The sequence below is a fragment of the Citrobacter sp. Cb031 genome, from assembly GCF_030336725.1.
Taxonomy (GTDB): domain Bacteria; phylum Pseudomonadota; class Gammaproteobacteria; order Enterobacterales; family Enterobacteriaceae; genus Citrobacter; species Citrobacter braakii.
In genome coordinates, this window is record NZ_JAOWDA010000019.1 from 500,446 (window position 1) to 524,067 (window position 23,622).

Consider the following 23,622-nt stretch of genomic DNA (forward strand, 5'->3'; position numbering starts at 1 on the left):
AATAGTTATGCTTATCATTACCTCTTATTTCCGGCAGGTTTCATTAAGCCTGTATTAAGCGTAGTTTGTTATTGGACATGGTGAAACAAGGAATAAATTCAAATGGTTATAAAACTATTAAATACAGTTAACCGGGTACTGACTCATGAAGATTTTGGCAAGTTTTTGTTACGTATTGCCGTGGGTGGATTAATGCTGTTTCATGGGCTGCATAAACTGTTCGCGGGTATTGATGGCATCAGTGGCATGCTGATAGCGAAAGGTTTTCCTGGCTTCATTGCGTATGGCGTTCTGCTGGGAGAGGTTATGGCACCTTGCCTGATTATTCTTGGGATCCTGACGCGTCCGGCGGCGTTGGGGCTGGCGTTTACGATGGTGGTGGCATGGCTGATGGTCGGGATGGGTGAAACCTGGTCACTGGATAAAACCGGCGCATGGGCAATTGAAAGTCTGGTCTATTTCTTCATCGGCGCTCTGGCCGTGGCATTTTTGGGCGCGGGGCGTTTCTCCGTTGCCGGAAACTCGGCCTGGCGATAGTTTGCCATCCGAGAATCAAGACAGAGGCGGGGATGCGTTAACCTATCTCCGCCTCGCCATTAACTCTGGCCGCTAATCCATGTCGTCACTGCTCCACAGTTTGTGCCGACGTTTCAGTGCTCGTTGCGTCAATGCCTTTGCCATCGCCGCACCTATTTCAGCGCTAACCACCAGCCCCTGAATAAAGGGACGGTCGTGCATCAACCACGGCAGTCCGCCAAAGGCGATGCGGTTGCGGGCGTTTTCCGGTGCTTGCAGCGTGTAATCTTCGCCGATATCCGGGATCTCATCGCCACAGGCCAGCAGTTGATCGCGTAGCGTTGGGAACGGAATATCTTTGCTCTGCAATGCCCGTTGTCCTCGGGCGTCAATAAATACATCAAATTCACTGCGTTGACCGTGGTGGTAAATGACCGTCCTTTCCTGCTTATTTGTACGCTCATAATCCTTGCCGAGTGCGAGGATCTCAATCAGCCCGGCATCGTGCAGAGCCAGCAATCGGCGGATAGATTCAGACGGGATCGCCGCATAGTTATCAATAAAGACGCGCGCCAGTCCGTGCCTGAAACGTTTTTCGTCGCGAGCATCAAGATGAGGAACGATCTCTTCAATAACCTCGTGGAGGCGCAATAAGGTATAGCGCCAGGCGACGGTATGTTGTTCCTGCTTGTTGCGTTCAACCTCCACCAGGTTACGCCTCGCCCAGTCAAAAGGGTCATGCTTGAGCCTGTCGGCAAAATAGACCTCGGGGAATGTGTCGGCGTTAAGCGTTGCAAGTGCAACCTGTTGGCACCACCCAGGGGCCGCGTCTTGCAGTTGTTGCACAATAAGCCGGAAGATGCGGTCCAGTAATCCGTTTTGGCCCTCGGCAATGGCGTTTTCAATCGCTTCTTGCGTCGCGATATTCAGCGGTTCATAGGGAAGAGGGCAGTAAAAATCCGCTTCAGGCAGCACACCGCTGCGCGACATCAGGGTCAGCTTCAGGTTTTGGCTGTCGGGGTTACGCGTGAACTGCAGTGAACGGTCGGTATTGGTGGTGAAGGTACCATGCTGACTGACCACGGCCATCGCCGCGTCGATAGCGCTTAGCGAGGTGCCCAGAATACCCACCCTGCAAGCGCTAATCTGCGCCTCCATCAGGCCGGTCCACGGACTGGGGAAAAACTTGCGTGCTTGAGCATCAGTTTCTGGCCACAGATGACCGCTGGCGATAGCGGCGAAATCCACTTCGACGGGCTGTGACGCGTGATTGATCCACAGGGAGACCCCAGTCGGGTTTGCTTGCAGGTCGGTGACTTTACTTGATTCATATACGCGAATTGTGAACCCGGATCTTTGCGCTTTATCGACGATGGCTAAAAAACGATCGCGATAATAGTCGCCGAGGATCACGCGGGGCAAAAATTGCCGCTCATGCAACGATGTACGTTCAAGCCGAAACTGCGCAAGGTATTCATCGCTTTGATTCTGTAGCCACGTCAGATAACTGATATAAATCGGCGGGATCTCAATGCTGGCTATATTGGCCAGCATGTGGTCTGCGTTGTTGTCGCTGTTATAAGGCATGCCTACGCCAGCTTCCTCAGCTTGCTCATAAAGCTGTATCTCCAGCGGTTCACCGCGCTCAACGAGGGCATGAAACGTATAAATTCCGGTGGGACCTACGCCGACGATGGCCACTTTTTTCATGGGGATCCTTTGTAGAACGTTCGACGTGGTAGTCGGGGTTTTGCTTAACCTGTGCCAGGTAAGTGTGGTCGATAATTCGCAGGAGGTGGACGGTATTTTGCCTCGGAGGGTGAAAAAATCGGAATTTTGCAGCGTCTGACAGCATAAAAAAAGGCCACCCGATATAACCGGGTAGCCTTTTGCACATCAGATATCGGCCAATTACGCCAGCACTAAATCACCCTGCGGATGACAGGAGCAGGCCAGCACATAACCTTCAGCAATTTCTGCGTCGGTCAGCGTCATGGTGCTACTGACCGTGTAGTTACCGTCAACCACTTTGGTTTTGCAGCAGCCGCAAACGCCCGCACGGCATGCGGCGACAACCGGCACTTTATTGCTTTCCAGCGCTTCCAGCAGCGTACTGCCTACCGGCGCATAAAACTCTTTTGCCGGCTGCAGTTTGGTGAACTTCAGACCGCTGGTGGCGGCTTCAGCTACCGGGGTGAAGAACTGCTCTTTAAAGAAGCGTGTCACGCCCAGCGCGTTGACTTCTTTCTCGACCAGATCCATATACGGCGCCGGGCCGCAGGTCATCACGGTGCGCGAAGCCAGGTCCGGTACGCTTTGCAGCAGTTCGGTGGTCAGTCGGCCGGAAACAAAACCGTCAGTGGCATTGTTTTCAGCAACTAAGGTCACCGGATACTCGCGCCATTCGTCGGCAAAAATGACATCTTGCGGTGAACGGACGTTAAAGATCACCTGCACATCTGCCTGTGGGCGGTATTTTGCCAACCAGCGACGCATTGACATGATTGGCGTGACGCCACAGCCAGCGGCTAGCATCAGGAACCTGTCTTCCGCTTTATCTTCACAGGTGAATTCACCCATTGCATCGGACAGCCAGATATAGTCGCCGCGCTTCACGTCGCGGGTTAACCACTGTGAGCCTGCGCCATCGTCAATGCGGCGGATGGTCAGCGTGATATATTCGCTAACGCCCGGCGTTGAAGAAAGGGTGTAAGCACGCAGCGTGTCCGCTGAATTACGTACGCTGACCAGTGCATACTGCCCGGCGCGGTACGGATAATAGTCGTGGCACAGCAACGAAATTGTCCATACATCCGGCGTTTCCTGATGGATGTGATGAACCTGCATCCGCCATGGGCACTGATGAGTTGGCATTGTCATTCTTTACTCCTTACGCGCTCAGCAGTTGCTTCATGTCTTCTTCAACGGTGGTCACGGAACGCAGACCGAACTTCTCGTTGAGAACTGCCAGCAGGTCCGGCGTGAAGAAGCCAGGCGCAGTCGGGCCAGTGACGATGTTTTTCACGCCCAGAGACAGCAGGGTCAGCAGAATGACAATCGCTTTCTGTTCGAACCAGGAGAGCACCAGAGACAGCGGCAGATCGTTCACGCCACAGCCCAGTTTCTCAGCTAGGGTTACCGCCAGGATGATGGCAGAGTATGCATCGTTACACTGACCTGCATCGACCAGACGCGGCAGGCCTTCGATATCGCCGAACTCCAGTTTGTTGAAACGGTATTTACCGCACGCCAGAGTCAGGATCAGGCAGTCGTCCGGCACGCTGGTGGCGAAGTCGGTGAAGTAGTTACGTTCGCCACGCGCGCCATCACAACCGCCAACCAGGAAGATGTGACGCAGTTTTTCGCGGCTTACCAGGTCGATCAGGGTATCAGCAGCGCCCAGTAGAGTCTGACGACCGAAACCAACGGTGATCAGGTGCGGAATTTCGCTGTATGGGAAGCCCGCCATCTGCTGAGCCTGAGCGATTACCGGAGCGAAGTTGTCGCCTTCGAGGTGGCTTACACCCGGCCAACCGACGATGCTACGAGTCCAGATACGGTCATCGTAGGCGCCAACGGTTGGGTCGATGATGCAGTTAGAGGTCATTACGATTGGGCCCGGGAAGCGGGCAAATTCAACCTGCTGATTCTGCCAGCCGCTGCCGTAGTTACCGATCAGGTGTTTGAACTTACGCAGTTCCGGGTAGCCGTGCGCCGGCAGCATTTCACCGTGGGTATAGACGTTAACGCCGGTACCTTCGGTCTGCTCCAGCAGGTTGTACAGATCTTTCAGGTCGTGACCGGAGATCAGGATGCACTTACCTTCGGTTGCTTTGACGTTGACCTGAGTTGGCGTCGGGTGGCCGTATTTAGTGGTTTCGCCAGCATCCAGAATGCTCATCACTTTGAAGTTCATCTGGCCGATTTCCATTGAGCACTCCAGCAGAGCGTTCATATCGGAAGGCCAGGTTCCCAGCCATGCCATGATTTTGTGGTACTGAGCGTAGATGTCGTTGTCGTACTGACCGAGAACGTGCGCGTGCTCCATGTAAGCTGCCGCACCTTTCAGGCCGTACAGGCACAGCAGACGCAGGCCGAGAATGTTCTCGCCAATGGCTGCTTTGTCTTTGTTCGGGGTAAATTCAGCGGCCTGACGTTGCAGGTCGCCCAGATCGTCGCTGACCAGTTGCAGATCGGCCATCGGGTTAGCGACCGCTGCGTTCGCGTCGATGTTCAGGCATTGCGCTTTCAGGGCGTCGCGCATGGCGATAGCTTCACGGGCATAGCCAACAATACGCGGGGAATCGAAGTTAACGTTGGTCAGCGTGGAGAAGAATGCACGCGGCGCAAAGTTATCAACCTCATGGTCGATGATGCCGTATTCACGTGCCTTAACAGCCCATGCAGACAGACCTTGTAGGGAAGCAATCAGCAGATCCTGCAAATCGGAGGTTTCAGCCGTTTTACCGCACATACCCTGCGCGTAAGAGCAGCCGTTTCCTGCCGGAGTACGGATGGTTTGTTCACATTGCACACAAAACATGGTCACACCTTTTAAAGTTATATTTAATATACATGTTTAAGGTTATGCCTGTGCGCGAAGGGATAAAAGGGATTTCTGCTACAACTTGCAGGGAGATTGATTTAGCGCAATTTTGGCGGTAGATGACTACCGCCAGAGAGGTATTTGTCCTGACTTCAGGCGGAGAAAAACGCCATCAGCAAAGGCACTAACAGACTCAGAATAAAGCCGTGGACGATGGCTGCCGGAACCATCTCCAGACCGCCGCTGCGTTGGAGCACCGGTAAGGTGAAATCCATTGATGTCGCGCCACATAGCCCCAGCGCGGTTGAGCGACTGCGGCCCACCATTCCAGGAATCAACATAATGGCAATCAGTTCGCGGGCCAGGTCATTAAAGAAGGCGGCGCTACCAATCACCGGCCCGAACGATTCGGTTAACAGAATACCGGACAGGGAATACCAGCCAAAACCAGACGCCATCGCCAGCGCGGTTTTCAGCGGCAGGCCGAGGATCAACGCATTAATAACCCCCGCCAGCATCGAACTGGCGACGACGACCACCGCAACAATCATCCCCCGGCGATTCAGCACAATTTGCTTTAAGGTCATACCGCTGTTGCGCAGTTGAATCCCGACCAGGAACAGTAAAAAGATTAACGTATATTCGCTGGCTTCGGTGGCGTGCTGCAGAATAGGAAGACCGGTGAGGCCGAGCAGAAAACCCACGACGACGACGCCACAAAGCTGGAGCGACTCAAGCGCCATCGCAATTCGCGAGGGTAGCTTTTCTTGCTTGTGGTTATGTCGCCAGGGCAGTGAACGCTCCAGCCAGAACAGCGCCGCGATATTACACAGCAGAATGACCGTCACGCTGACCGCAGAATAATGAAGAATGGCTAACAGGTTGCTGGCGAGATTATCCAGAAACGCCAGGCTAATACCCATAAAAAAGAGAATAAGGTAGACGATCCAGCTCAACAGGCGATTGATGAGTTTTAATGCAGCCCTGTGCCGAAGCGGAATAAGGTAGCCCACAATAAGGGGAACCAGAATGATTAACAGCCCTGAAAACATGAAAACCAGATCCTTGCTGAGAGTAAGACGAAATGCGCCAGCACACACTACTCAATGCAAAGAAGGGAGTAAAGTTGCAAATAAAAGGAAATATAGCGGGGAAAAAAAGACCTGACTTGCGCCAGGCCTTTTTTGTTATCGATTAATCGCGTTTTTCCAGCAGAGTGCGGTAAATAAGACCGCCGAGGACCCCACCGATAATCGGCATAACCCAGAAGAACCACAATTGCTGCAATGCCCAGCCGCCCTGGAAGATGGCTACGGCGGTACTACGTGCCGGGTTAACGGAGGTGTTGGTAACCGGAATACTGATCAAGTGGATCAGGGTTAACGCCAGACCAATCGCAATAGGTGCAAAACCTGCCGGAGCATGTTTATCGGTCGCACCGTGGATCACTAATAAGAAACCAGCGGTCAAAATAATTTCAATTACGACGGCAGACAGCATTGAATAGCCGCCAGGTGAATGTTCACCAAAGCCGTTCGAGGCAAAACCACTGGCAGTTGCGTCAAAACCAGCTTTACCGCTGGCAATAAGATACAGTGCCGCTGCTGCAACAATACCGCCCACAACCTGAGCGATAACATAACCAATAACGTCTTTTGCCGGGAAGCGACCGCCCGCCCATAAACCTAAGGTCACCGCCGGGTTAAAGTGTCCGCCGGAAATATGACCTACGGCGAATGCCATGGTTAATACGGTCAAACCAAACGCCAGCGCGACACCGGCAAATCCAATACCCAACTCCGGGAATGCTGCGGCCAGAACTGCGCTACCGCACCCACCAAAGACGAGCCAAAACGTACCGAAGAATTCGGCTGCTAATTTCCTGAACATAACCACCTCAATTAAAAGTTCCGGGTTCGTGTTCCTTACCCGGTAATTCATCGCTAAAAGGGACGATGATGAAAGAGCCGGTATTTTAGAAAAAAACATCATCCCTTCGCCAGTTAAATTGATGAAAAAATTTGATTTAAGGCAATATGTTGTGATTCCTTTTTGAATATTGGATGAATGAAGCATAGTTCAATTAGCAAAACGGCGATGATTGAGTTCTGAAATAATATTCCGGGGAAAACATAAGAAGAATATTCTTATATTTTTTGATTTCTGCGACTAACCTCCTGATCATATCGGGTGTCCTGAGCGCCCGCTTGCCGTTATACTCCTGATAACTTGAAGGAAAAAGTTAGCATTTCCGGAGGCTATATGATTCTCGAACGCGTTGAGATTGTTGGATTTCGTGGTATTAACCGTCTGTCGTTGATGCTGGAGCAAAGCAACGTGCTGATTGGGGAGAACGCGTGGGGTAAGTCCAGTCTGCTGGATGCTTTAACCCTGCTGCTGTCGCCGGAAACTGATTTGTACCACTTTGACCGCGAAGATTTCTGGTTCCCGCCGGGCGATATTCAAGGCCGGGAACATCATCTGCATATCATCCTGACGTTTCGTGAGTCTCAACCAGGTCGCCACCGCGTGCGCAGGTATCGTCCCCTGGAAGCCAGCTGGACGCTGTGTCAGGATGGCTATCACCGCATTTTCTATCGGCTGGAAGGTGAATGTGCGGACGACGGTAGCGTTCTGACGTTACGCAGTTTTCTGGATGGCGAGGGCCATCAGCTTCCCCTCGACGACATTAACGATCAGGCGCGGCACCTCGTGCGTTTGATGCCAGTACTGCGCCTGCGCGACGCGCGTTTTATGCGACGGATCCGTAACGGTACGGTGCCGGATTCGGCGGATGTCGAAGTGACCGCGCGGCAACTGGATTTTCTGGCACGTGAACTGGCTACCCGACCGCAAAACCTGACAGATGGGCAGATACGTCAGGGGTTATCGGCCATGGTACAGCTATTGGAACACTATTTTTCTGAGCAGGGTTCCAGTCAGTCCCGCTATCGTCTGATGCGTCGACGTTCCAATAACGAACAACGTAGCTGGCGCTATCTGGATATTATCAACCGTATGATTGATAGGCCGGGCGGACGCACGCACCGCGTGATCTTGTTGGGATTGTTTTCGACGCTGTTACAGGCCAAAGGTACGCTGAGGCTCGATAAAGACGCCCGGCCGTTACTGTTGGTAGAAGATCCTGAAACGCGTTTACATCCGATTATGCTGTCGGTTGCCTGGCACCTGCTGAATTTGCTTCCACTGCAACGGGTGGCGACCACCAACTCAGGTGAGTTACTGTCCCTCACCCCCGTGGAACATGTTGTCCGCCTGGTGCGTGAGTCTTCCCGCGTCGCCGCCTGGCGGCTTGGGCCAGGTGGGATCAGCGCAGAAGATGGTCGGCGTATTGCCTTTCATATTCGTTTTAACCGTGCATCGTCGTTGTTTGCCCGCTGTTGGCTGCTGGTGGAAGGCGAAACGGAAACCTGGGTCATTAACGAACTGGCCCGCCAGTGTGGGCACCACTTTGATGCGGAAGGTATCAAAGTCATTGAATTTGCCCAGTCCGGCCTTAAGCCGCTGGTTAAGTTCGCCCGCCGGATGGGTATCGAGTGGCATGTGCTGGTTGATGGTGATGAAGCCGGGAAAAAGTATGCCGCTACGGTGCGGAGTTTGTTGAATAACGACAGAGAAGAAGAGCGCGATCATTTAACCATGCTTCCCGCGCTGGACATGGAACACTTTATGTATCGCCAGGGGTTCGCTGACGTTTTTCACAGGGTGGCGCAAATCCCCGAAAACGTGCCCATGAATATGCGCAAAATTATCTCGAAGGCGATTCACCGGTCGTCAAAACCAGATTTAGCCATTGAGGTGGCGATGGAAGCCGGGCGGCGCGGCGTTGACGCGGTGCCAACGCTGCTGCGAAAAATGTTTTCCCGCGTGCTGTGGTTGGCACGCGGCAGAGCGGATTAGTTGCGAAACATCGACGACAGCTGCGAGTGGATGCTGTCCAGTAACTGGTAGCGACGGCGGTATTCCGCGCGTTTTTTGCTGGCAATGTCCGCTTCGCTTTTTCGCGCCATTGTGCGTGGGATATGGTAATAGCCGTGACCGTCGCACTCACCGCCAACCGACTCCCAAAATGCGTTGTAGTCGGAAAGTATCACCTTGTTTTTATCGTGGTAACGCGGGCTGCGAAAGATATGCTGTTCATTACTGACAGCCAGAATTTGTTTAATATTCAATTGTTCTGCAAAACAGCAAATGGCTTCCATCACAATACGTTTAGGGAAAATTCCATAGCATGATTTGGTCGCTTTTTGAATTTCTTCATGTGGCAGTAATCGACTGCCTCCCTGTAACCCGCCAATAAACAGTGTGCTGCTTCCTTGATAATTGCACAGCGTAAACGTCATTTCCGCTAAAGTCTCGCCAGCGCTATTGCGTACCAGAATGGTACTTTCACCTTCTTTATCCAGTGAGATAAATGAGCCCAGTATTACGCTAAATATTTCGCTATTTTTGCCTTCAATTTGTGCCAGTTGTAATCCATCCGCACTTAAATAAGCTTTATATTCCGTGGCTGAAAAAGAGCTGCGGATAGCATTGTAATGAAAACGCACAGCATCCAGTTTCATTTTCCGATCAAGGTTTTGTGCGAGATAGGCGCGATGTAGGCGAACCGGCAGACGAGGCTGGCGTGCCAGTACGCTATCGAGATCAGGCCATTGCGCCAGTTCAGTCATCCATTCATGCATTAATCGTGGCATAAGCGCTGAGCGCAACAAAAACTTACGACGAAAGCTACGCTGATGCCAAAATTTTCCAGGGCGCCAATGTCCGGTCATCAGGCTACAAAAGAGGCTAAAACTTGTGGCGGGTTTTGAAGAATGAAAAGTGCTGTCAGTTAGCTGGCTCATAATAACAATCCGATGGATACTCTGGTACTAATTTCAACACAGCGGATCTTAACCATTCATCAATAACTCTGTTATTCTTGCGTTTTTCAACGGCTATTTATTTAACGTTGATGTTTACCACTCCACTCTGGTGGACGTATTGGGGGAAATTGGGACATTTATGAAGCTCAAGGGAAAAATCAAAAAGCGCTATTTTCTCTTCGCCATCATCATTATTGTGGCGATAATTGCACTTTGGCGAACGCTTAATGCGCCTTTACCTCAGTATCAAACGTTAATTGTTCGTCCGGGCGATCTGCAGCAAAGCGTACTGGCAACCGGCAAACTGGATGCGTTGCGTAAAGTTGACGTCGGGGCGCAGGTAAGCGGGCAGTTAAAAACGCTGTCGGTCGCGATTGGCGACAAAGTAAAAAAAGATCAACTGCTTGGCGTTATCGATCCTGAACAGGCGCAAAACCAGATTAAAGAGGTTGAAGCGACGCTGATGGAATTACGCGCTCAGCGTTTACAGGCTGAAGCCGAGTTGAAGCTGGCGCGGGTAACGCTTTCCCGTCAGCAACAGCTGGCGAAAACCCAGGCTGTCTCGCAGCAGGATCTCGACACGGCGGCCACTCAGATGGCGGTCAAACAGGCGCAAATCGGCACAATTGATGCGCAAATTAAGCGTAATCAGGCCTCTCTCGATACGGCAAAAACCAACCTTGATTACACCCGCATCGTCGCGCCAATGGCAGGCGAAGTCACGCAAATTACTACCCTTCAGGGGCAAACCGTTATTGCTGCCCAGCAGGCGCCTAACATTCTGACATTGGCAGATATGAGCACCATGCTGGTGAAAGCGCAGGTTTCCGAGGCGGATGTGATTCACCTGCATCCCGGGCAAAAGGCCTGGTTTACCGTTCTGGGCGATCCTCAGACGCGCTACGAAGGTAAGCTCAAAGATGTTCTTCCGACGCCAGAGAAAGTGAATGATGCGATTTTCTACTATGCTCGCTTCGAAGTTCCCAACCCGAAAGGGATCCTGCGTCTGGATATGACCGCGCAGGTCCATATCCAGCTCACCGATGTGAAAAATGTCCTGACGATCCCGCTGTCGGCGCTGGGCGATCCTATTGGCAACAATCGTTATAACGTCAGGCTGCTGCGTAACGGCGAAACCCGTGAACGCGAAGTGGTTATCGGCGCGCGTAATGACACCGATGTGGAGATCGTGAAAGGGCTGGAAGAGGGGGATGAAGTCATCACCGGTGAGGGCAACGCTGGAGCGCCAAAATGACGGCATTGCTTGAACTGAGCAATATCCGCCGCAGCTATCCGTCAGGCGAAGGTCAGGTCGAGGTATTGAAGGACGTATCCTTGAGCATTCAGGCCGGGGAAATGGTAGCGATTGTCGGGGCGTCTGGCTCGGGTAAATCGACGCTGATGAATATTCTCGGCTGTCTGGACAAACCCACCAGCGGTACGTATCGGGTTGCCGGGCGCGATGTCTCCACGCTGGATAGCGATGCGTTAGCCCAGCTGCGTCGCGAACATTTCGGTTTTATCTTCCAGCGTTATCATTTGTTGTCGCATTTAACCGCCGCGCAAAACGTTGAGGTGCCTGCGGTCTACGCTGGCACCGAACGTAAGCAGCGCCTGGCCCGTGCCCAAGAACTCCTGCAGCGACTGGGTCTGGGCGACAGAGTCGACTATCAGCCTTCCCAGCTTTCCGGTGGTCAGCAGCAGCGGGTTAGTATTGCGCGTGCGCTGATGAACGGGGGACAGGTTATCCTCGCCGACGAACCCACCGGCGCGCTGGACAGCCATTCAGGCGAAGAGGTGATGGCGATTTTGCATCAGCTGCGCGATCGCGGGCATACGGTGATTATCGTCACTCACGACAGCCAGGTCGCCGCGCAGGCCGAACGCGTCATTGAAATTCGGGACGGCGAGATTGTGCGCAATCCGCCGTCGCACAAACCCTCTACCGGGCGCGATATCGCGGAGCCGACGGTGAAAACGGCGTCCGGCTGGGGGCAGTTTGTCAGCGGTTTTCGCGAAGCGCTCACTATGGCCTGGCTGGCAATGGCTGCGAATAAAATGCGAACGCTACTGACCATGCTTGGGATCATCATCGGTATTGCTTCGGTGGTGTCGATTGTGGTGGTAGGCGATGCGGCTAAACAGCTGGTGCTGGCAGATATTCGCGCTATTGGCACCAATACCATCGATATCTATCCTGGCAAAGATTTCGGCGACGACGACCCACAATATCAACAGGCGCTGAAGTATGACGATTTAACGGCGTTACAGAAGCAGCCTTGGGTCAGTTCGGTGACGCCTGCGGTGTCGAAAAACCTGCGGCTACGCTATGGCAATATCGACGTGGCCGCCAGTGCTAATGGCGTTAGCGGCGACTATTTCAACGTCTATGGCATGACGTTTAGCGAAGGGACCACTTTTAACGCTGAACAACTGGCGGGGCGCGCTCAGGTGGTGGTGCTCGACAGCAATACCCGCCGTCAATTGTTCCCCAACAAAGCGAAAGTTGTCGGCGAAGTTGTGCTGGTGGGGAATATGCCTGCCACGGTGATTGGTGTTGCAGAAGAGAAACAGTCGATGTTTGGCAGTAGCAAGATCCTGCGGGTCTGGCTGCCTTACAGCACCATGTCCGGGCGAATTATGGGGCAGTCGTGGCTGAACTCGATCACCGTGCGGGTGAAAGACGGTTTTGATAGTGCCCAGGCCGAGCAGCAGCTCACCCGACTACTGACGTTACGCCACGGTAAGAAGGATTTCTTCACCTGGAATATGGACGGTGTCTTGAAAACCGCCGAAAAGACCACACGTACATTACAACTCTTCCTGACGCTGGTGGCCGTGATTTCGCTGGTGGTCGGTGGGATTGGTGTGATGAATATTATGCTGGTTTCGGTAACCGAACGAACGCGCGAGATTGGTATTCGTATGGCGGTTGGCGCCCGCGCCAGTGACGTACTGCAGCAGTTCTTAATCGAAGCGGTGCTGGTGTGTCTGGTTGGCGGCGCGTTGGGCATTAGCTTGTCGATGCTGATCGCCTTTACGCTTCAGCTATTCCTGCCTGGCTGGGAAATAGGTTTCTCACCCGTAGCCTTATTGACGGCGTTTCTGTGTTCGACTGCGACCGGGATTTTGTTTGGCTGGCTACCGGCGCGAAATGCGGCGCGGCTGGATCCGGTAGATGCTCTGGCGCGGGAATAATACTATCGAGATAAAAATGCCAGCCGCAAAGGCTGGCATTTTGACTGCGGGATGTACACAATGAAACAGAAGAGCTATGCGACAGCTTCTGCTTCAATGACAGGCACGATGACGCTGGCATGATTGCCTTTTGGCCCCTGGTGGACATCAAACTGGACAGACTGCCCGGCTTTTAGCGTTCTGTAACCATCCATCTGAATGGTGGAGTAATGGGCGAAAATATCTTCGCCGCCGCCTTCGGGGCAGATGAAACCAAACCCTTTGGCGTTGTTGAACCACTTAACAGTACCCGTTTCCATGCTTCGACATCCTTCGTAAATCTTATATAAGTAAGATGGAATGAACCGGTGGCGGAGTGGGGGCTGTTCAAAACCTCGCCAACTCTCGAAACTACAATTTAGAGAAATCAGGCGAGGCGTCAAGCGCCAGGCTGACGGAATAGGGTAAAAATGCATCAAAATTTGAAGCAGTTAACGCTATTGTCGGTTATGTGACAGATGTCGCGGATGGCACTAATAGATGATAGTTATCTAATACTTGAGGTAGATTGATTGTGCGCATAGGCTGCTTGTCAGCGGCAAGATTTTCTGCCGGAAACCGTAACTGAAGATGACGACTGACAATGGGTAAGACTAACGACTGGCTGGATTTCGATCTGCTGGCGGAAGATAAATTGCGCGACGCGCTAAAACCGCCATCTATGTATAAAGTGATATTAGTCAATGATGATTACACTCCGATGGAGTTTGTTATTGACGTGTTACAAAAATTCTTTTCTTATGATGTAGAACGTGCAACGCAACTGATGCTTGCCGTTCACTATCAAGGTAAAGCGATTTGCGGCGTATTCACTGCCGAAGTGGCTGAAACCAAAGTTGCGATGGTGAACAAGTATGCGAGGGAGAACGAGCATCCGTTGCTGTGTACGCTAGAAAAAGCCTAAATGCAGGCATAAATATTGGGGGAGGTGCCTATGCTCAATCAAGAACTGGAGCTCAGTTTAAACATGGCTTTCGCCAGAGCGCGCGAGCACCGACATGAGTTTATGACCGTCGAGCACTTGCTACTGGCATTGCTCAGTAACCCATCGGCCCGCGAAGCGCTGGAAGCGTGTTCTGTGGATCTGGTGGCGCTGCGTCAGGAACTCGAAGCCTTCATTGAACAAACCACACCCGTATTGCCTGCCAGTGAAGAAGAGCGCGACACGCAGCCAACGTTGAGTTTTCAGCGTGTGTTGCAACGCGCGGTCTTTCATGTTCAGTCCTCCGGGCGCAATGAAGTTACCGGTGCTAATGTGCTGGTCGCCATCTTCAGCGAGCAGGAATCTCAGGCGGCTTATCTGCTGCGTAAGCATGAAGTGAGTCGCCTTGATGTGGTGAATTTTATTTCTCATGGCACGCGCAAAGACGAACCAAGTCAGTCCTCTGACTCTGGTAATCAGCCGAATAACGAAGAGCAAGCTGGCGGGGAGGACCGTATGGAGAACTTCACGACTAACCTTAACCAGCTTGCCCGTGTGGGCGGAATTGATCCGCTCATTGGACGGGACAAAGAGCTGGAACGCGCCATTCAGGTACTGTGCCGTCGTCGAAAAAATAACCCGCTGCTGGTGGGTGAGTCTGGCGTCGGTAAAACCGCTATTGCGGAAGGCCTCGCCTGGCGTATCGTCCAGGGCGATGTGCCGGAAGTGATGGCTGATTGTACCCTTTACTCTCTGGATATCGGCTCGCTGCTGGCGGGTACCAAATACCGTGGCGATTTTGAAAAACGCTTTAAGGCGCTGCTGAAACAACTGGAACAGGATACTAACAGCATTCTGTTTATCGATGAGATCCACACCATTATCGGCGCGGGTGCGGCATCGGGCGGCCAGGTGGATGCAGCTAACCTGATCAAACCGTTGCTCTCCAGCGGTAAAATCCGTGTGATAGGCTCCACAACCTATCAGGAATTCAGCAATATCTTTGAAAAAGACCGCGCGCTAGCACGCCGTTTCCAGAAAATCGATATCACTGAGCCGTCGGTAGAAGAGACTGTGCAGATCATCAACGGTCTGAAGCCGAAATACGAAGCGCACCATGACGTTCGCTACACCGCCAAAGCGGTGCGTGCAGCGGTCGAACTGGCGGTGAAATACATTAACGATCGTCATCTGCCGGACAAAGCGATTGACGTGATCGATGAGGCGGGCGCGCGGGCGCGTCTGATGCCGGTCAGCAAGCGCAAGAAAACCGTCAACGTGGCGGATATCGAGTCCGTCGTAGCCCGCATTGCGCGGATCCCGGAGAAGAGCGTTTCGCAGAGCGATCGCGATACGCTGAAAAACCTGGGCAACCGTCTGAAAATGCTGGTATTCGGACAGGATAAAGCCATTGAGGCGCTGACTGAAGCGATCAAAATGAGCCGTGCTGGTCTGGGACACGAGCATAAACCTGTCGGTTCGTTCCTGTTTGCCGGACCGACTGGCGTAGGTAAGACCGAAGTCACGGTGCAGTTGTCTAAAGCGCTGGGTATTGAGCTGCTGCGGTTTGATATGTCCGAGTATATGGAACGTCACACCGTCAGCCGCCTGATTGGTGCGCCTCCGGGATATGTCGGTTTCGACCAGGGCGGTTTGCTGACAGATGCTGTCATTAAACATCCGCATGCGGTACTGCTGCTGGATGAAATCGAAAAAGCGCATCCGGACGTCTTTAACCTGCTGCTGCAGGTGATGGATAACGGTACGCTGACCGACAATAACGGGCGTAAAGCGGATTTCCGCAACGTGGTGCTGGTCATGACCACTAACGCCGGCGTGCGTGAAACTGAGCGTAAATCGATCGGGCTGATTCATCAGGACAACAGTACTGATGCGATGGGCGAAATCAAAAAAGTGTTTACGCCGGAATTCCGTAACCGTCTCGACAACATTATCTGGTTCGATCATCTCTCTACTGAGGTGATTCATCAGGTTGTTGATAAGTTTATCGTCGAACTTCAGGTTCAGTTGGATCAGAAAGGTGTCTCTCTGGAAGTGAGTCAGGAAGCCCGCGACTGGCTGGCTGAGAAGGGCTATGACCGCGCAATGGGCGCACGCCCGATGACGCGCGTTGTCCAGGATAACCTGAAAAAACCATTGGCTAACGAACTGCTGTTCGGCTCGCTTGTGGATGGCGGTCAGGTGACCGTTGCGCTGGATAAAGAGAAAAACGAGCTGACTTATGGTTTCCAGAGTGCGCAAAAGCACAAGCCAGAAGCAGCACATTAATATCTAATCACCTAATGAACCGGGCGTAATGCCCGGTTTTTTTCGCCTGAAAGTCGTGATTTGAATAGCGGGAGTTAAACGGCAGGCAAAAAATAAGCCTGCGTAAGGGCGTTTTTCAGGGTAGGTAACATGGGCTTTCAGCGGTGCAATGCGGGTTTGTGCGGCACGCAAGACCACTGAAAGCCATAATAAACTACCCTACTGTGGACACAGTGTGGACACTCTGGGAGTCAACACCACCACGTAGCGGATTGAGTGAAACAGCATCCTGAAGATACTCCGGGGCAAAGTGCGCATAAACCATTGTCTGCTCTATCCGTGAATGTCCCAGTATTCTCTGCAAGGTGATGATACTCCCGCCGTTAATCATAAAGTGGGTAGCAAAACTGTGACGCAATGCGTGAGTTGCTTGCCCGTCCGGTAGATCTGGTTTTACATCTTTCATTGTTCGCCTGAACTTCGGGTATGAGGCATCAGGGAACAGATAACCTTTACCCGCAATCATTACAGCCACTTCCTCAGAGATAGGGACAGTACGCGGTTTGTTCGTCTTTGTTTTAACGAACGTCACCCGATTCTGTATTACGTTCTCAGCTTTCAGTTTCGCGGCCTCACCCCATCGAGCGCCGGTACTTAAACAGAGAATCGCGATTTTCTTGTTGTCCCCGTCAAGATTGGCAAGTAACAATGTTATTTCTTCCTGCGTCAGATAGCCTGTTTCTGGTTTCTGTTCCTTGAGCTTTTTCATCCCTCTGAAAGGGTGTTCGCCAAAAAACAACTCCGCATCAATTAGCGCAGTAAACATACCACTCAAGCAGGTAAGATCGCGGTTAATACTGGCCGGTTTTATGCCTTGCCCTCTGCGAGTCATGCTGTACTGGCTAATAAGCGCTTTGGTTATCTGGAACGCGCAAGGGTCATCAGTGATCCGGGTAAAGATTTCAATCTTACCCAAATTAGATTTTCCGTGTTCTTCATGCTTGCCTTTCAGATCCCACCAGACTTTCGTTAATTCAGACAGATGCCGCTTATCTGTCGGTTTAGCCAACCATTCTTTATCGTGATGGTTGTATTGAGTGTGTTTCTCAAAAGCTACAGCCTCACTTTTCTTGTCAAATTTCCTGCGGATGCGCTTTCCGTTGCGCCCTGCAGGTCTGATGTCCACTTCATAACGACCATCATCGAGTTTCTTAATTGTCATAAGACCCCCAAATGAATGGTGCTAGGTTGTGTTTTCTTTGCTGCTGTTAATTTTCCCTTGCGCTTAGATTTCACAAACTTGTTGTGTTTGTTGTATTTGGCAACAAGTAAACAAATTTTGTAATAAAGATGCGCCTGGTGAATGGTTAACCAATCTTTTGGTCTGAGTGCTGCGATGTTGTTACATCTTGCCCAAAGTGTGCGAGGGCCGGTGCTATCTGACCGGCTTCGGGAGCAACCTGATCGGTCATAAACCACAACGTGTATTTGCTAAATCTGGGGTGCTGGAGAATTTTCATTGTTACGTCAGTGGGGGGCGTAGTTCTTCCGCTCTCATAATAAGTTAGAGAACTGTAAGGAACTCCTGTTATTTCAGCGAATTGCTTCCGGTTTAGTCGCTCAGACTCACGAACTAACGCTAGTTTTTCGCTTATGGGCGTTGACATGTTATCAAGATCCTCTAATATTATCGAAACTCTCTAATGTGGTTTTAGATGTTGTCAATGTGCATCAAAGCCCATTAAAGAACTTTGAAACCCATTGGTTAGATCTAGATACGAGGTTAGCAGATGAGCAAACAAGTTGTCAGTATTAGTGATGCTGTCCCGTACCAGGAGTTTGCAAAACTGATCGGCAAAACACCGGCAGCAGTAAGGGGAATGATTGAAAAAGGAAAGCTACCCGTAGTTGAGATGACTGATCCGCAATCAACTTCAGGGCGGGCAGGTGAGTACTGGGTCTACCTCCCAGCCTGGAACAACGGAATGAAAATGGCGTATGAGAGCCGTCCCAAGGAAATTAGGGAAGGGTGGTTAATGTGGTTGGGTCTGGGCAATCCATCATAAGCAACTTACAGGGCTGAATAAAATGGACACGGCAAAAATCTTTAAGCTCTCAGATAGTCATACAGCGTTATCAAATGTATTTATACGGATTAAGGACAAAAGAACGCCTTGCGGTAATTACTTTTTCCGTTTGGATAAGTTGGACTGCGTTTCTTTAGCAGATAATTCAGGGCTAACACCGTTAATTGAGGTTACTGGTGGGTATGTTGAACCCAGCGTCACTTATGAGCAGTTCATGAGTTTTCTTTTTCAGGTATTTGATGACGTATCAAACGGTGATAACAGCATCAGAATTTATGAGTTGATGGTTGATGAAGAAACCGTGCGAGATGTTCCACCTCGCACAAGAAAAACGATAACGCCGCAGTGATGGATTATTTGAACCATTTACTGGATGGGTGAATGTCACCAATGTGGTGCGTTTCCTCGAAAGATTTTGAGAAGTGCATACCGGGGATAGCGACATCGGCTTGATCCAGAATAGGAGCGTCGATAATGGCATTAATAAAAAACTGGGCACTTTGCTTTGCTAATTCTAATGAGTCAAAGCCATTACCTGAACTTTCGGTAACTTTAGACAGTTGTCCATTTTTTGAGATAAATAATTCCCAGCCCCATAGCGATTCATGCTGTTTTAAAGAAATAACTACAGATGGACAGTTTTCTGTATCGCCAGAATTAATATCGTCACCAGCCTTAATAAAAATTGGCGATTCCATAAGGCCTACAAAGTTCTCAAGGTCATCAATGGCTTTAGGTCTTGTTTCAAATAGTGGACTTTCAAAGAGGGGGGAACCATCAGAAAGTACCCAGTGTGATCCGTGGTCTTTTTTAAAAAACACATTGAATTTCATTACAACTCCTTCTGTGTTGGTGATTGTTATGCCTGATTCACTGCTCAAAGTTACACAGGCATAGCGATGTTATCACAGGAAACACGTGCCGGGCGTGGGGTTATATCCCGGCATCTTTTCAATATGACGGAGATCAACATGGACTTAACACAGTGCCCTTCACTCGCCAGCCTGCTCACCCACGGCCAGCAGATCACCCACCGTCAGCATCAACGCGGCTGGATTGAAACCCCGGACGGGCGGTTCTTCCAGCCTAAAGCGGCAGATGTTCAATTTGTTAAAAACTGCCGTGTACCGTTTATGTCGCGCCCGCGTAATAAGCGCCGCTGGTTTTCCCGCTTAATGGGCATCTTTGCGTAGTTCGGGGAGGTGGTTATGTTGATGGATAAGACAGGACAACAGCCAGGTCGCCGCCAGTTCTTAGAGCAACGGGCTCGACTGCAAGCAAGTTTGAACGTCTCACGCGTGAACGACACTGCAACCCGTTTTAACCGCCTGGATGATGCCTGTAAAAAGGTGATTTTCATCCTGGCAAACGATGCGTCCAGATACATAGCCGGAATGCCGAAGCTGACCGCCAAACAGCTGGGTTGTACTTACGAAAATCTAACCGAAAAGGAGCAAACGTGCCTTTTGATGGGCATTAAGCGCCTTTCCGAATTTGCAGCATCAATGCCGTGGGAATTTGAGGACTACGCCGCACCACGCGCCGAAATTCAGGCGATACGCGACAAACCACCCGCGCCAGATAACGCAGTAAATTAACAACTAACTACCCACAAAAAAGAAACAGGCGCTAACGCGTCGGGCTTCTTGCACCCTGGAGAAAGTAAAAATGATTCGATCTCTCGTTAAATGGCCCGGTGGTAAAGGCCGCGTTATGCCTGATTTGCTGCCGATTCTGCCGAAAGCCGATTGCCTGGTGGAACCGTTTGTCGGCGGTGCTTCTGTTTTCCTCAATACTGAATATCGCCGTTATATCCTGGGTGATATCAACCCAGATTTAATTAACCTGTATCGCCAGATAACCCGCTGGCCTGATGCGGTGATCGACGCTGCTCGCCCACTGTTTAAAGTGTACGGCGATAAAGACGGCTATAAGTGGATCCGCGATGATTTCAACGCCCGCGCCCGTGACCTACTGTCATTGCGCAGTGTGTTTGAAGATGGGCCGGACGCGGGCAAGATTCTTCGTGCAGCACAATTTCTTTACCTGAACCGTCACGGATATAACGGCGTAGTACGCTACAACCAACAGGGTGGATATAACGTTCCCTTTGGGCGTCACAAAACCCCGCCTTACTTCCCGGAAGAACAAATCCGTTTATTCTCTGAAAAAGCTAACGACACGAAAGCTATTTTCGTGTGCTGCGATTTCCAGAGCACGTTAAAAATCATGATTGGTAGTGACGCGGTTATCTATTGCGATCCGCCATACCTGCCAACAAGCGAAACCGCTAATTTCACCCAATACCACACCGCCCCGTTTGGCATTAAAGAACATCGCCAGTTAGCTGCCGCCCTGCTGGATATTAACCGCCTTACTGGTTCGCCGGTGATCCTGTCCAATAGCGACACCCCAGCCACCCGCGAGATTTATCGCTGTTTCAACTTCCAGGAAATCAGCGTTAACCGTTCTGTTAGCGCGAACGCCATTACCCGAGGGGCCGCCAGTGAAGTGATCGGCGTCCTCAAATTGTGTAGCGGCTGCGGTCGTGCCGGTGGTGGAGGTTGCCCTGATTGTGGCCTTGTAATGGGTAACGCGACCTATAACGAAATGCTGGCAACGGCTGCGACCTGTGGCGTGGAGTCTCAGCGGTGACAGACTCCGCGTTTGTTCGGCCGACTAACAATCGCCGCCAGTTAGTTGGCGGCAGGGGTATGTCTAATTCTGCTGCTGATATCAATTACGATTACGAGTGGCAAAAGCCTAATGCCGCTATTTATGTTGATAAGACTCCTGTTGTTGATCTATTCGAATTGGGTCAAGAACAAGAGTTTTTGTCGTGGGTGAAACTTACCCTTTCGAGACTTCCTCGCTTTATACGCCTGCGCTTGGCTTCTCGAATTGACAGTATTCACACGATGAAGGGCCGACATATTGCCCGTCAGGCAGTAAGAGACATCATCCGCAGAGAGCTGCCGCCCATCAATATGGTGAATGCTCAATACGCAATTGCGATGACCGAAGACGCAAAATCACAAGCTGAAACAGCATTCAAAAAGTTAAACCCGCTTTACCATGTATTTGATGCCCTTAACGGTTTAGTTGAGAGATTCAACAGGCTGCCGGACTTCACGCCGGAAGATGTTGAACTTTTAGCGCAGGATATTGCGATCTATATGCGGTCGGTGCTGAGCGAGGTACACGAAACGGTAGAGACGCAAAGTGATCGCCGGTATGCCGAATACCTTTACACCGAGGCGGCACAACTTGCGCGTCTTTTCTTTCTGACGCCACCGAACTGGGAAAAGTATTGCCGGGGTAAATTGTTTATTAATGAGGCGACGACCGGTATCAGCAAGATGCTGGATGATCGCTACTGGCACCGAAATCTTAAAAAGTACGGCACGCGCTGGCGTGAACATCTGCACATCGCTTTTGGTGATGTGAAGCGAGGTGCTGCGCCATATTGCAGTAAGCATCATGTTGAAGAGTGGGACACTAGGCGGAAACGCAGCCGGGCGATTATGGCTCGGCTTGAGCTGGAAGATCAGGAAACCAAAGAACGCATTTCACTCATTGAGCAAATAGATAAGAGCATATCTAACCCGGCTTTGCGCCGCGTTGAGCTTATGACTCGCATCGGTGGCTTTGAGAAAGTCGCTACCGAAAGTGGCTATGCAGGGCAGTTTTTCACCATGACAGCACCTTCCAAATATCATGCCTATACCGTCTTCGGTCATCGTAATGGCAAATGGAACGGGGCCAGTCCAAGAACCACGCAACGTTATCTTAATCGAGTCTGGCAACAGATCCGCGCTGAGTTGGCCCGCCGCGATATTCAGGTGTTTGGGCTTCGCGTGGCTGAATCTCACCACGATGGAACGCCACACTGGCATGGTCTTCTGTTTTCCTTACCAGAACATTCAGCTGAATTGTTGGAAGTGATGAAGGACTACGCCACCCGCGAGGATGAGGACGAATTGCAGGGTAAGCATGGCATTCGCCCACGTTTCGAAATGAAGCCTATCGATCATGAAATCGGAAGCGCCACCGGTTATGTGGTGAAGTACATCAGCAAGAATATTGATGGTTACGCGCTCGACGGTGAAACAGACGACGAGAACGGCAGACCATTAAAAGAAACCTCAAAACATGCGACGGCCTGGGCATCATGCTGGGGTATTCGTCAATTCCAGTTCCTTGGTGGTGCGCCTGTTTCAGTCTGGCGCGAGCTACGTCGATTCCGCAATCAGGAAAAGGCAGATCAGATTAACCCGTTGTTTGCCGAGCTGCACCGTGCAGCGGATGCTGGCGACTGGCAGCAATACACCCAATTGCAGGGTGGGGCGTTGGTTGCCCGTTGTGATCTGCCACTGCGCATCTGGTATCAACAAAAAGATCAGCCAAACGATCACGGTGAATACCAGACCTTAATTAAAGGACTGGTGATGCCTCACATCTTCATGCCGCCAGTTGAAACCCGCCTACATTCTTATCGGATTGTGCGCAAGAAACCGGAGATTATTAACGATTCAGGCAAGGCCGTTGACCTTGCTGTTGACCTTAAGGGCGCGTCTGCGCCCTCTAGGACTCGTGTCAATAACTGTACTGAGTACGAAAAACAAACAGATTGCCCAGTTGTTTATCGGCCAGATCTGACTTTGCCGACTAGGGATGAATCTCCAGAGCAATTTGAAATCGGCAAATTAAGGTGGGAACAGAAAAAAGAGATTGTTGAAGGCCTGAAAATCTACAAACAAACGCAGCGTGTTTCAGCAGCAGATGAGTTTGAGTCACTTGCGTACAGTATCACTGTGGGTGAGTGCACCGAATATAACCGAGCTAGAGCGGAAAGCTACTTAAAAGCCGCGTATGCGCTCCGCCAGGAAGAAAGCGTAGTAGATAAGAACGTTACAGCCCTAGTTGCTCAGGTACTGGATTGGGCGAAGTTAAGAAAGATCCAAATCACCCCTGTGCAAGTGCTAAAGCTGGCGCAAGGGAGAGAGGTGACTGCGCTTGATACTACTTACCGTGCCAACCAAATTACAGGGGAATTGATTGTGACCGGTGCGGATATGAACTGGCGTAAAACGCTGGCAAGGCATAGAGTAGAGGAGTTGCTCAGTCGCTGGAGAAAGGCGATAGAGTAATTTTCAA

Annotated in this window: 22 protein-coding genes; 12 read left to right on the forward strand and 10 right to left on the reverse strand. The window is 51.2% G+C overall.

What is annotated here, in order from left to right:
• Window positions 1-102: 102 nt before the first annotated feature.
• Window positions 103-537: a DoxX family protein gene (locus OGV93_RS03585; RefSeq protein WP_287109368.1), complete on the forward strand. Its 435-nt coding sequence runs from the start codon at window positions 103-105 to the stop codon at window positions 535-537.
• A 72-nt stretch (window positions 538-609) separates the two neighbouring features.
• Here the strand turns inward: OGV93_RS03585 and OGV93_RS03590 are convergent, their stop codons facing one another.
• The 5 genes from OGV93_RS03590 to aqpZ form a co-directional block, all read right to left on the reverse strand.
• Window positions 610-2,226, reverse strand: coding sequence for an FAD-NAD(P)-binding protein (locus tag OGV93_RS03590; protein ID WP_287109369.1), 1,617 nt, complete (start codon window positions 2,224-2,226; stop codon window positions 610-612).
• Window positions 2,227-2,427: 201 nt separating this feature from the next.
• Complete coding sequence (hcr, locus tag OGV93_RS03595; protein WP_016153658.1) at window positions 2,428-3,396, reverse strand: NADH oxidoreductase; 969 nt, start codon at window positions 3,394-3,396, stop codon at window positions 2,428-2,430.
• A gap of 10 nt (window positions 3,397-3,406) precedes the next feature.
• Window positions 3,407-5,059: a hydroxylamine reductase gene (gene hcp / locus OGV93_RS03600; protein ID WP_016153657.1), complete on the reverse strand. Its 1,653-nt coding sequence runs from the start codon at window positions 5,057-5,059 to the stop codon at window positions 3,407-3,409.
• 155 nt (window positions 5,060-5,214) lie between these two features.
• Window positions 5,215-6,114: a LysO family transporter gene (locus OGV93_RS03605; protein WP_016153656.1), complete on the reverse strand. Its 900-nt coding sequence runs from the start codon at window positions 6,112-6,114 to the stop codon at window positions 5,215-5,217.
• Window positions 6,115-6,256: 142 nt separating this feature from the next.
• Window positions 6,257-6,952 (reverse strand): aquaporin Z, encoded by a 696-nt coding sequence (gene aqpZ, locus OGV93_RS03610; RefSeq protein WP_131379619.1) that lies wholly within the window; start codon window positions 6,950-6,952, stop codon window positions 6,257-6,259.
• 372 nt (window positions 6,953-7,324) lie between these two features.
• Here aqpZ and OGV93_RS03615 point away from each other — a divergent pair, with 372 nt between their 5' ends.
• On the forward strand, window positions 7,325-8,983 hold the full coding sequence (locus tag OGV93_RS03615; protein WP_016153655.1) for an ATP-dependent endonuclease: 1,659 nt from the start codon (window positions 7,325-7,327) through the stop codon (window positions 8,981-8,983).
• Here the strand turns inward: OGV93_RS03615 and OGV93_RS03620 are convergent.
• On the reverse strand, window positions 8,980-9,930 hold the full coding sequence (locus OGV93_RS03620; protein ID WP_137379550.1) for a VirK/YbjX family protein: 951 nt from the start codon (window positions 9,928-9,930) through the stop codon (window positions 8,980-8,982). The genes OGV93_RS03615 and OGV93_RS03620 overlap by 4 nt on opposite strands.
• A 160-nt stretch (window positions 9,931-10,090) precedes the next feature.
• On the opposite strand from OGV93_RS03620, the gene macA reads away from it, so the two are divergent.
• Together macA and macB are read left to right on the forward strand one after the other, a co-directional pair.
• On the forward strand, window positions 10,091-11,206 hold the full coding sequence (gene macA / locus OGV93_RS03625) for a macrolide transporter subunit MacA (protein WP_287109370.1): 1,116 nt from the start codon (window positions 10,091-10,093) through the stop codon (window positions 11,204-11,206).
• Entirely contained in the window at window positions 11,203-13,149 is a 1,947-nt protein-coding gene (gene macB / locus OGV93_RS03630; protein ID WP_016153652.1) for a macrolide ABC transporter ATP-binding protein/permease MacB, read from the forward strand. Before macA ends, macB begins: the two co-directional genes overlap by 4 nt.
• A gap of 74 nt (window positions 13,150-13,223) precedes the next feature.
• On the opposite strand, the gene cspD is transcribed toward macB, so the two are convergent.
• Window positions 13,224-13,448 (reverse strand): cold shock-like protein CspD, encoded by a 225-nt coding sequence (gene cspD, locus OGV93_RS03635; RefSeq protein WP_003036813.1) that lies wholly within the window; start codon window positions 13,446-13,448, stop codon window positions 13,224-13,226.
• A 323-nt stretch (window positions 13,449-13,771) separates the two neighbouring features.
• Between cspD and clpS the strand changes: the two genes are divergently transcribed.
• Complete coding sequence (gene clpS / locus OGV93_RS03640) at window positions 13,772-14,092, forward strand: ATP-dependent Clp protease adapter ClpS (protein WP_003036810.1); 321 nt, start codon at window positions 13,772-13,774, stop codon at window positions 14,090-14,092.
• Window positions 14,093-14,122: 30 nt separating this feature from the next.
• The gene (gene clpA, locus OGV93_RS03645) at window positions 14,123-16,399 is read left to right on the forward strand and encodes an ATP-dependent Clp protease ATP-binding subunit ClpA (protein WP_016153651.1); all 2,277 of its coding nucleotides are present in this window, start codon (window positions 14,123-14,125) and stop codon (window positions 16,397-16,399) included.
• Between the two features lie 193 nt (window positions 16,400-16,592).
• Here the strand turns inward: clpA and OGV93_RS03650 are convergent, their stop codons facing one another.
• Together OGV93_RS03650 and OGV93_RS03655 are read right to left on the reverse strand one after the other, a co-directional pair.
• The gene (locus tag OGV93_RS03650) at window positions 16,593-17,600 is read right to left on the reverse strand and encodes a phage integrase (protein WP_000152889.1); all 1,008 of its coding nucleotides are present in this window, start codon (window positions 17,598-17,600) and stop codon (window positions 16,593-16,595) included.
• Between the two features lie 145 nt (window positions 17,601-17,745).
• Window positions 17,746-18,045: a helix-turn-helix domain-containing protein gene (locus OGV93_RS03655; RefSeq protein ID WP_000106734.1), complete on the reverse strand. Its 300-nt coding sequence runs from the start codon at window positions 18,043-18,045 to the stop codon at window positions 17,746-17,748.
• 123 nt (window positions 18,046-18,168) lie between these two features.
• Between OGV93_RS03655 and OGV93_RS03660 the strand changes: the two genes are divergently transcribed.
• Both OGV93_RS03660 and OGV93_RS03665 read left to right on the forward strand, forming a co-directional pair.
• Entirely contained in the window at window positions 18,169-18,444 is a 276-nt protein-coding gene (locus OGV93_RS03660) for a regulatory phage cox family protein (protein ID WP_000043870.1), read from the forward strand.
• A gap of 22 nt (window positions 18,445-18,466) precedes the next feature.
• Complete coding sequence (locus OGV93_RS03665; RefSeq protein ID WP_000379073.1) at window positions 18,467-18,814, forward strand: hypothetical protein; 348 nt, start codon at window positions 18,467-18,469, stop codon at window positions 18,812-18,814.
• A 4-nt stretch (window positions 18,815-18,818) separates the two neighbouring features.
• Here OGV93_RS03665 and OGV93_RS03670 read toward each other — a convergent pair whose 3' ends face one another.
• On the reverse strand, window positions 18,819-19,298 hold the full coding sequence (locus OGV93_RS03670) for a hypothetical protein (RefSeq protein WP_000671519.1): 480 nt from the start codon (window positions 19,296-19,298) through the stop codon (window positions 18,819-18,821).
• A 138-nt stretch (window positions 19,299-19,436) separates the two neighbouring features.
• Between OGV93_RS03670 and OGV93_RS03675 the strand changes: the two genes are divergently transcribed.
• The 4 genes from OGV93_RS03675 to OGV93_RS03690 all read left to right on the forward strand — a co-directional run bounded on the left by OGV93_RS03675 (window position 19,437) and on the right by OGV93_RS03690 (window position 23,615).
• Window positions 19,437-19,658: a phage filamentation protein Fil family protein gene (locus OGV93_RS03675; protein ID WP_000366435.1), complete on the forward strand. Its 222-nt coding sequence runs from the start codon at window positions 19,437-19,439 to the stop codon at window positions 19,656-19,658.
• 21 nt (window positions 19,659-19,679) lie between these two features.
• On the forward strand, window positions 19,680-20,063 hold the full coding sequence (locus tag OGV93_RS03680; RefSeq protein WP_000361779.1) for a hypothetical protein: 384 nt from the start codon (window positions 19,680-19,682) through the stop codon (window positions 20,061-20,063).
• Window positions 20,064-20,133: 70 nt separating this feature from the next.
• Complete coding sequence (locus tag OGV93_RS03685) at window positions 20,134-21,120, forward strand: DNA adenine methylase (RefSeq protein WP_287109371.1); 987 nt, start codon at window positions 20,134-20,136, stop codon at window positions 21,118-21,120.
• Window positions 21,121-21,179: 59 nt separating this feature from the next.
• Entirely contained in the window at window positions 21,180-23,615 is a 2,436-nt protein-coding gene (locus tag OGV93_RS03690) for a replication endonuclease (protein WP_287109372.1), read from the forward strand.
• The last annotated feature ends 7 nt before the right edge of the window (window positions 23,616-23,622 follow it).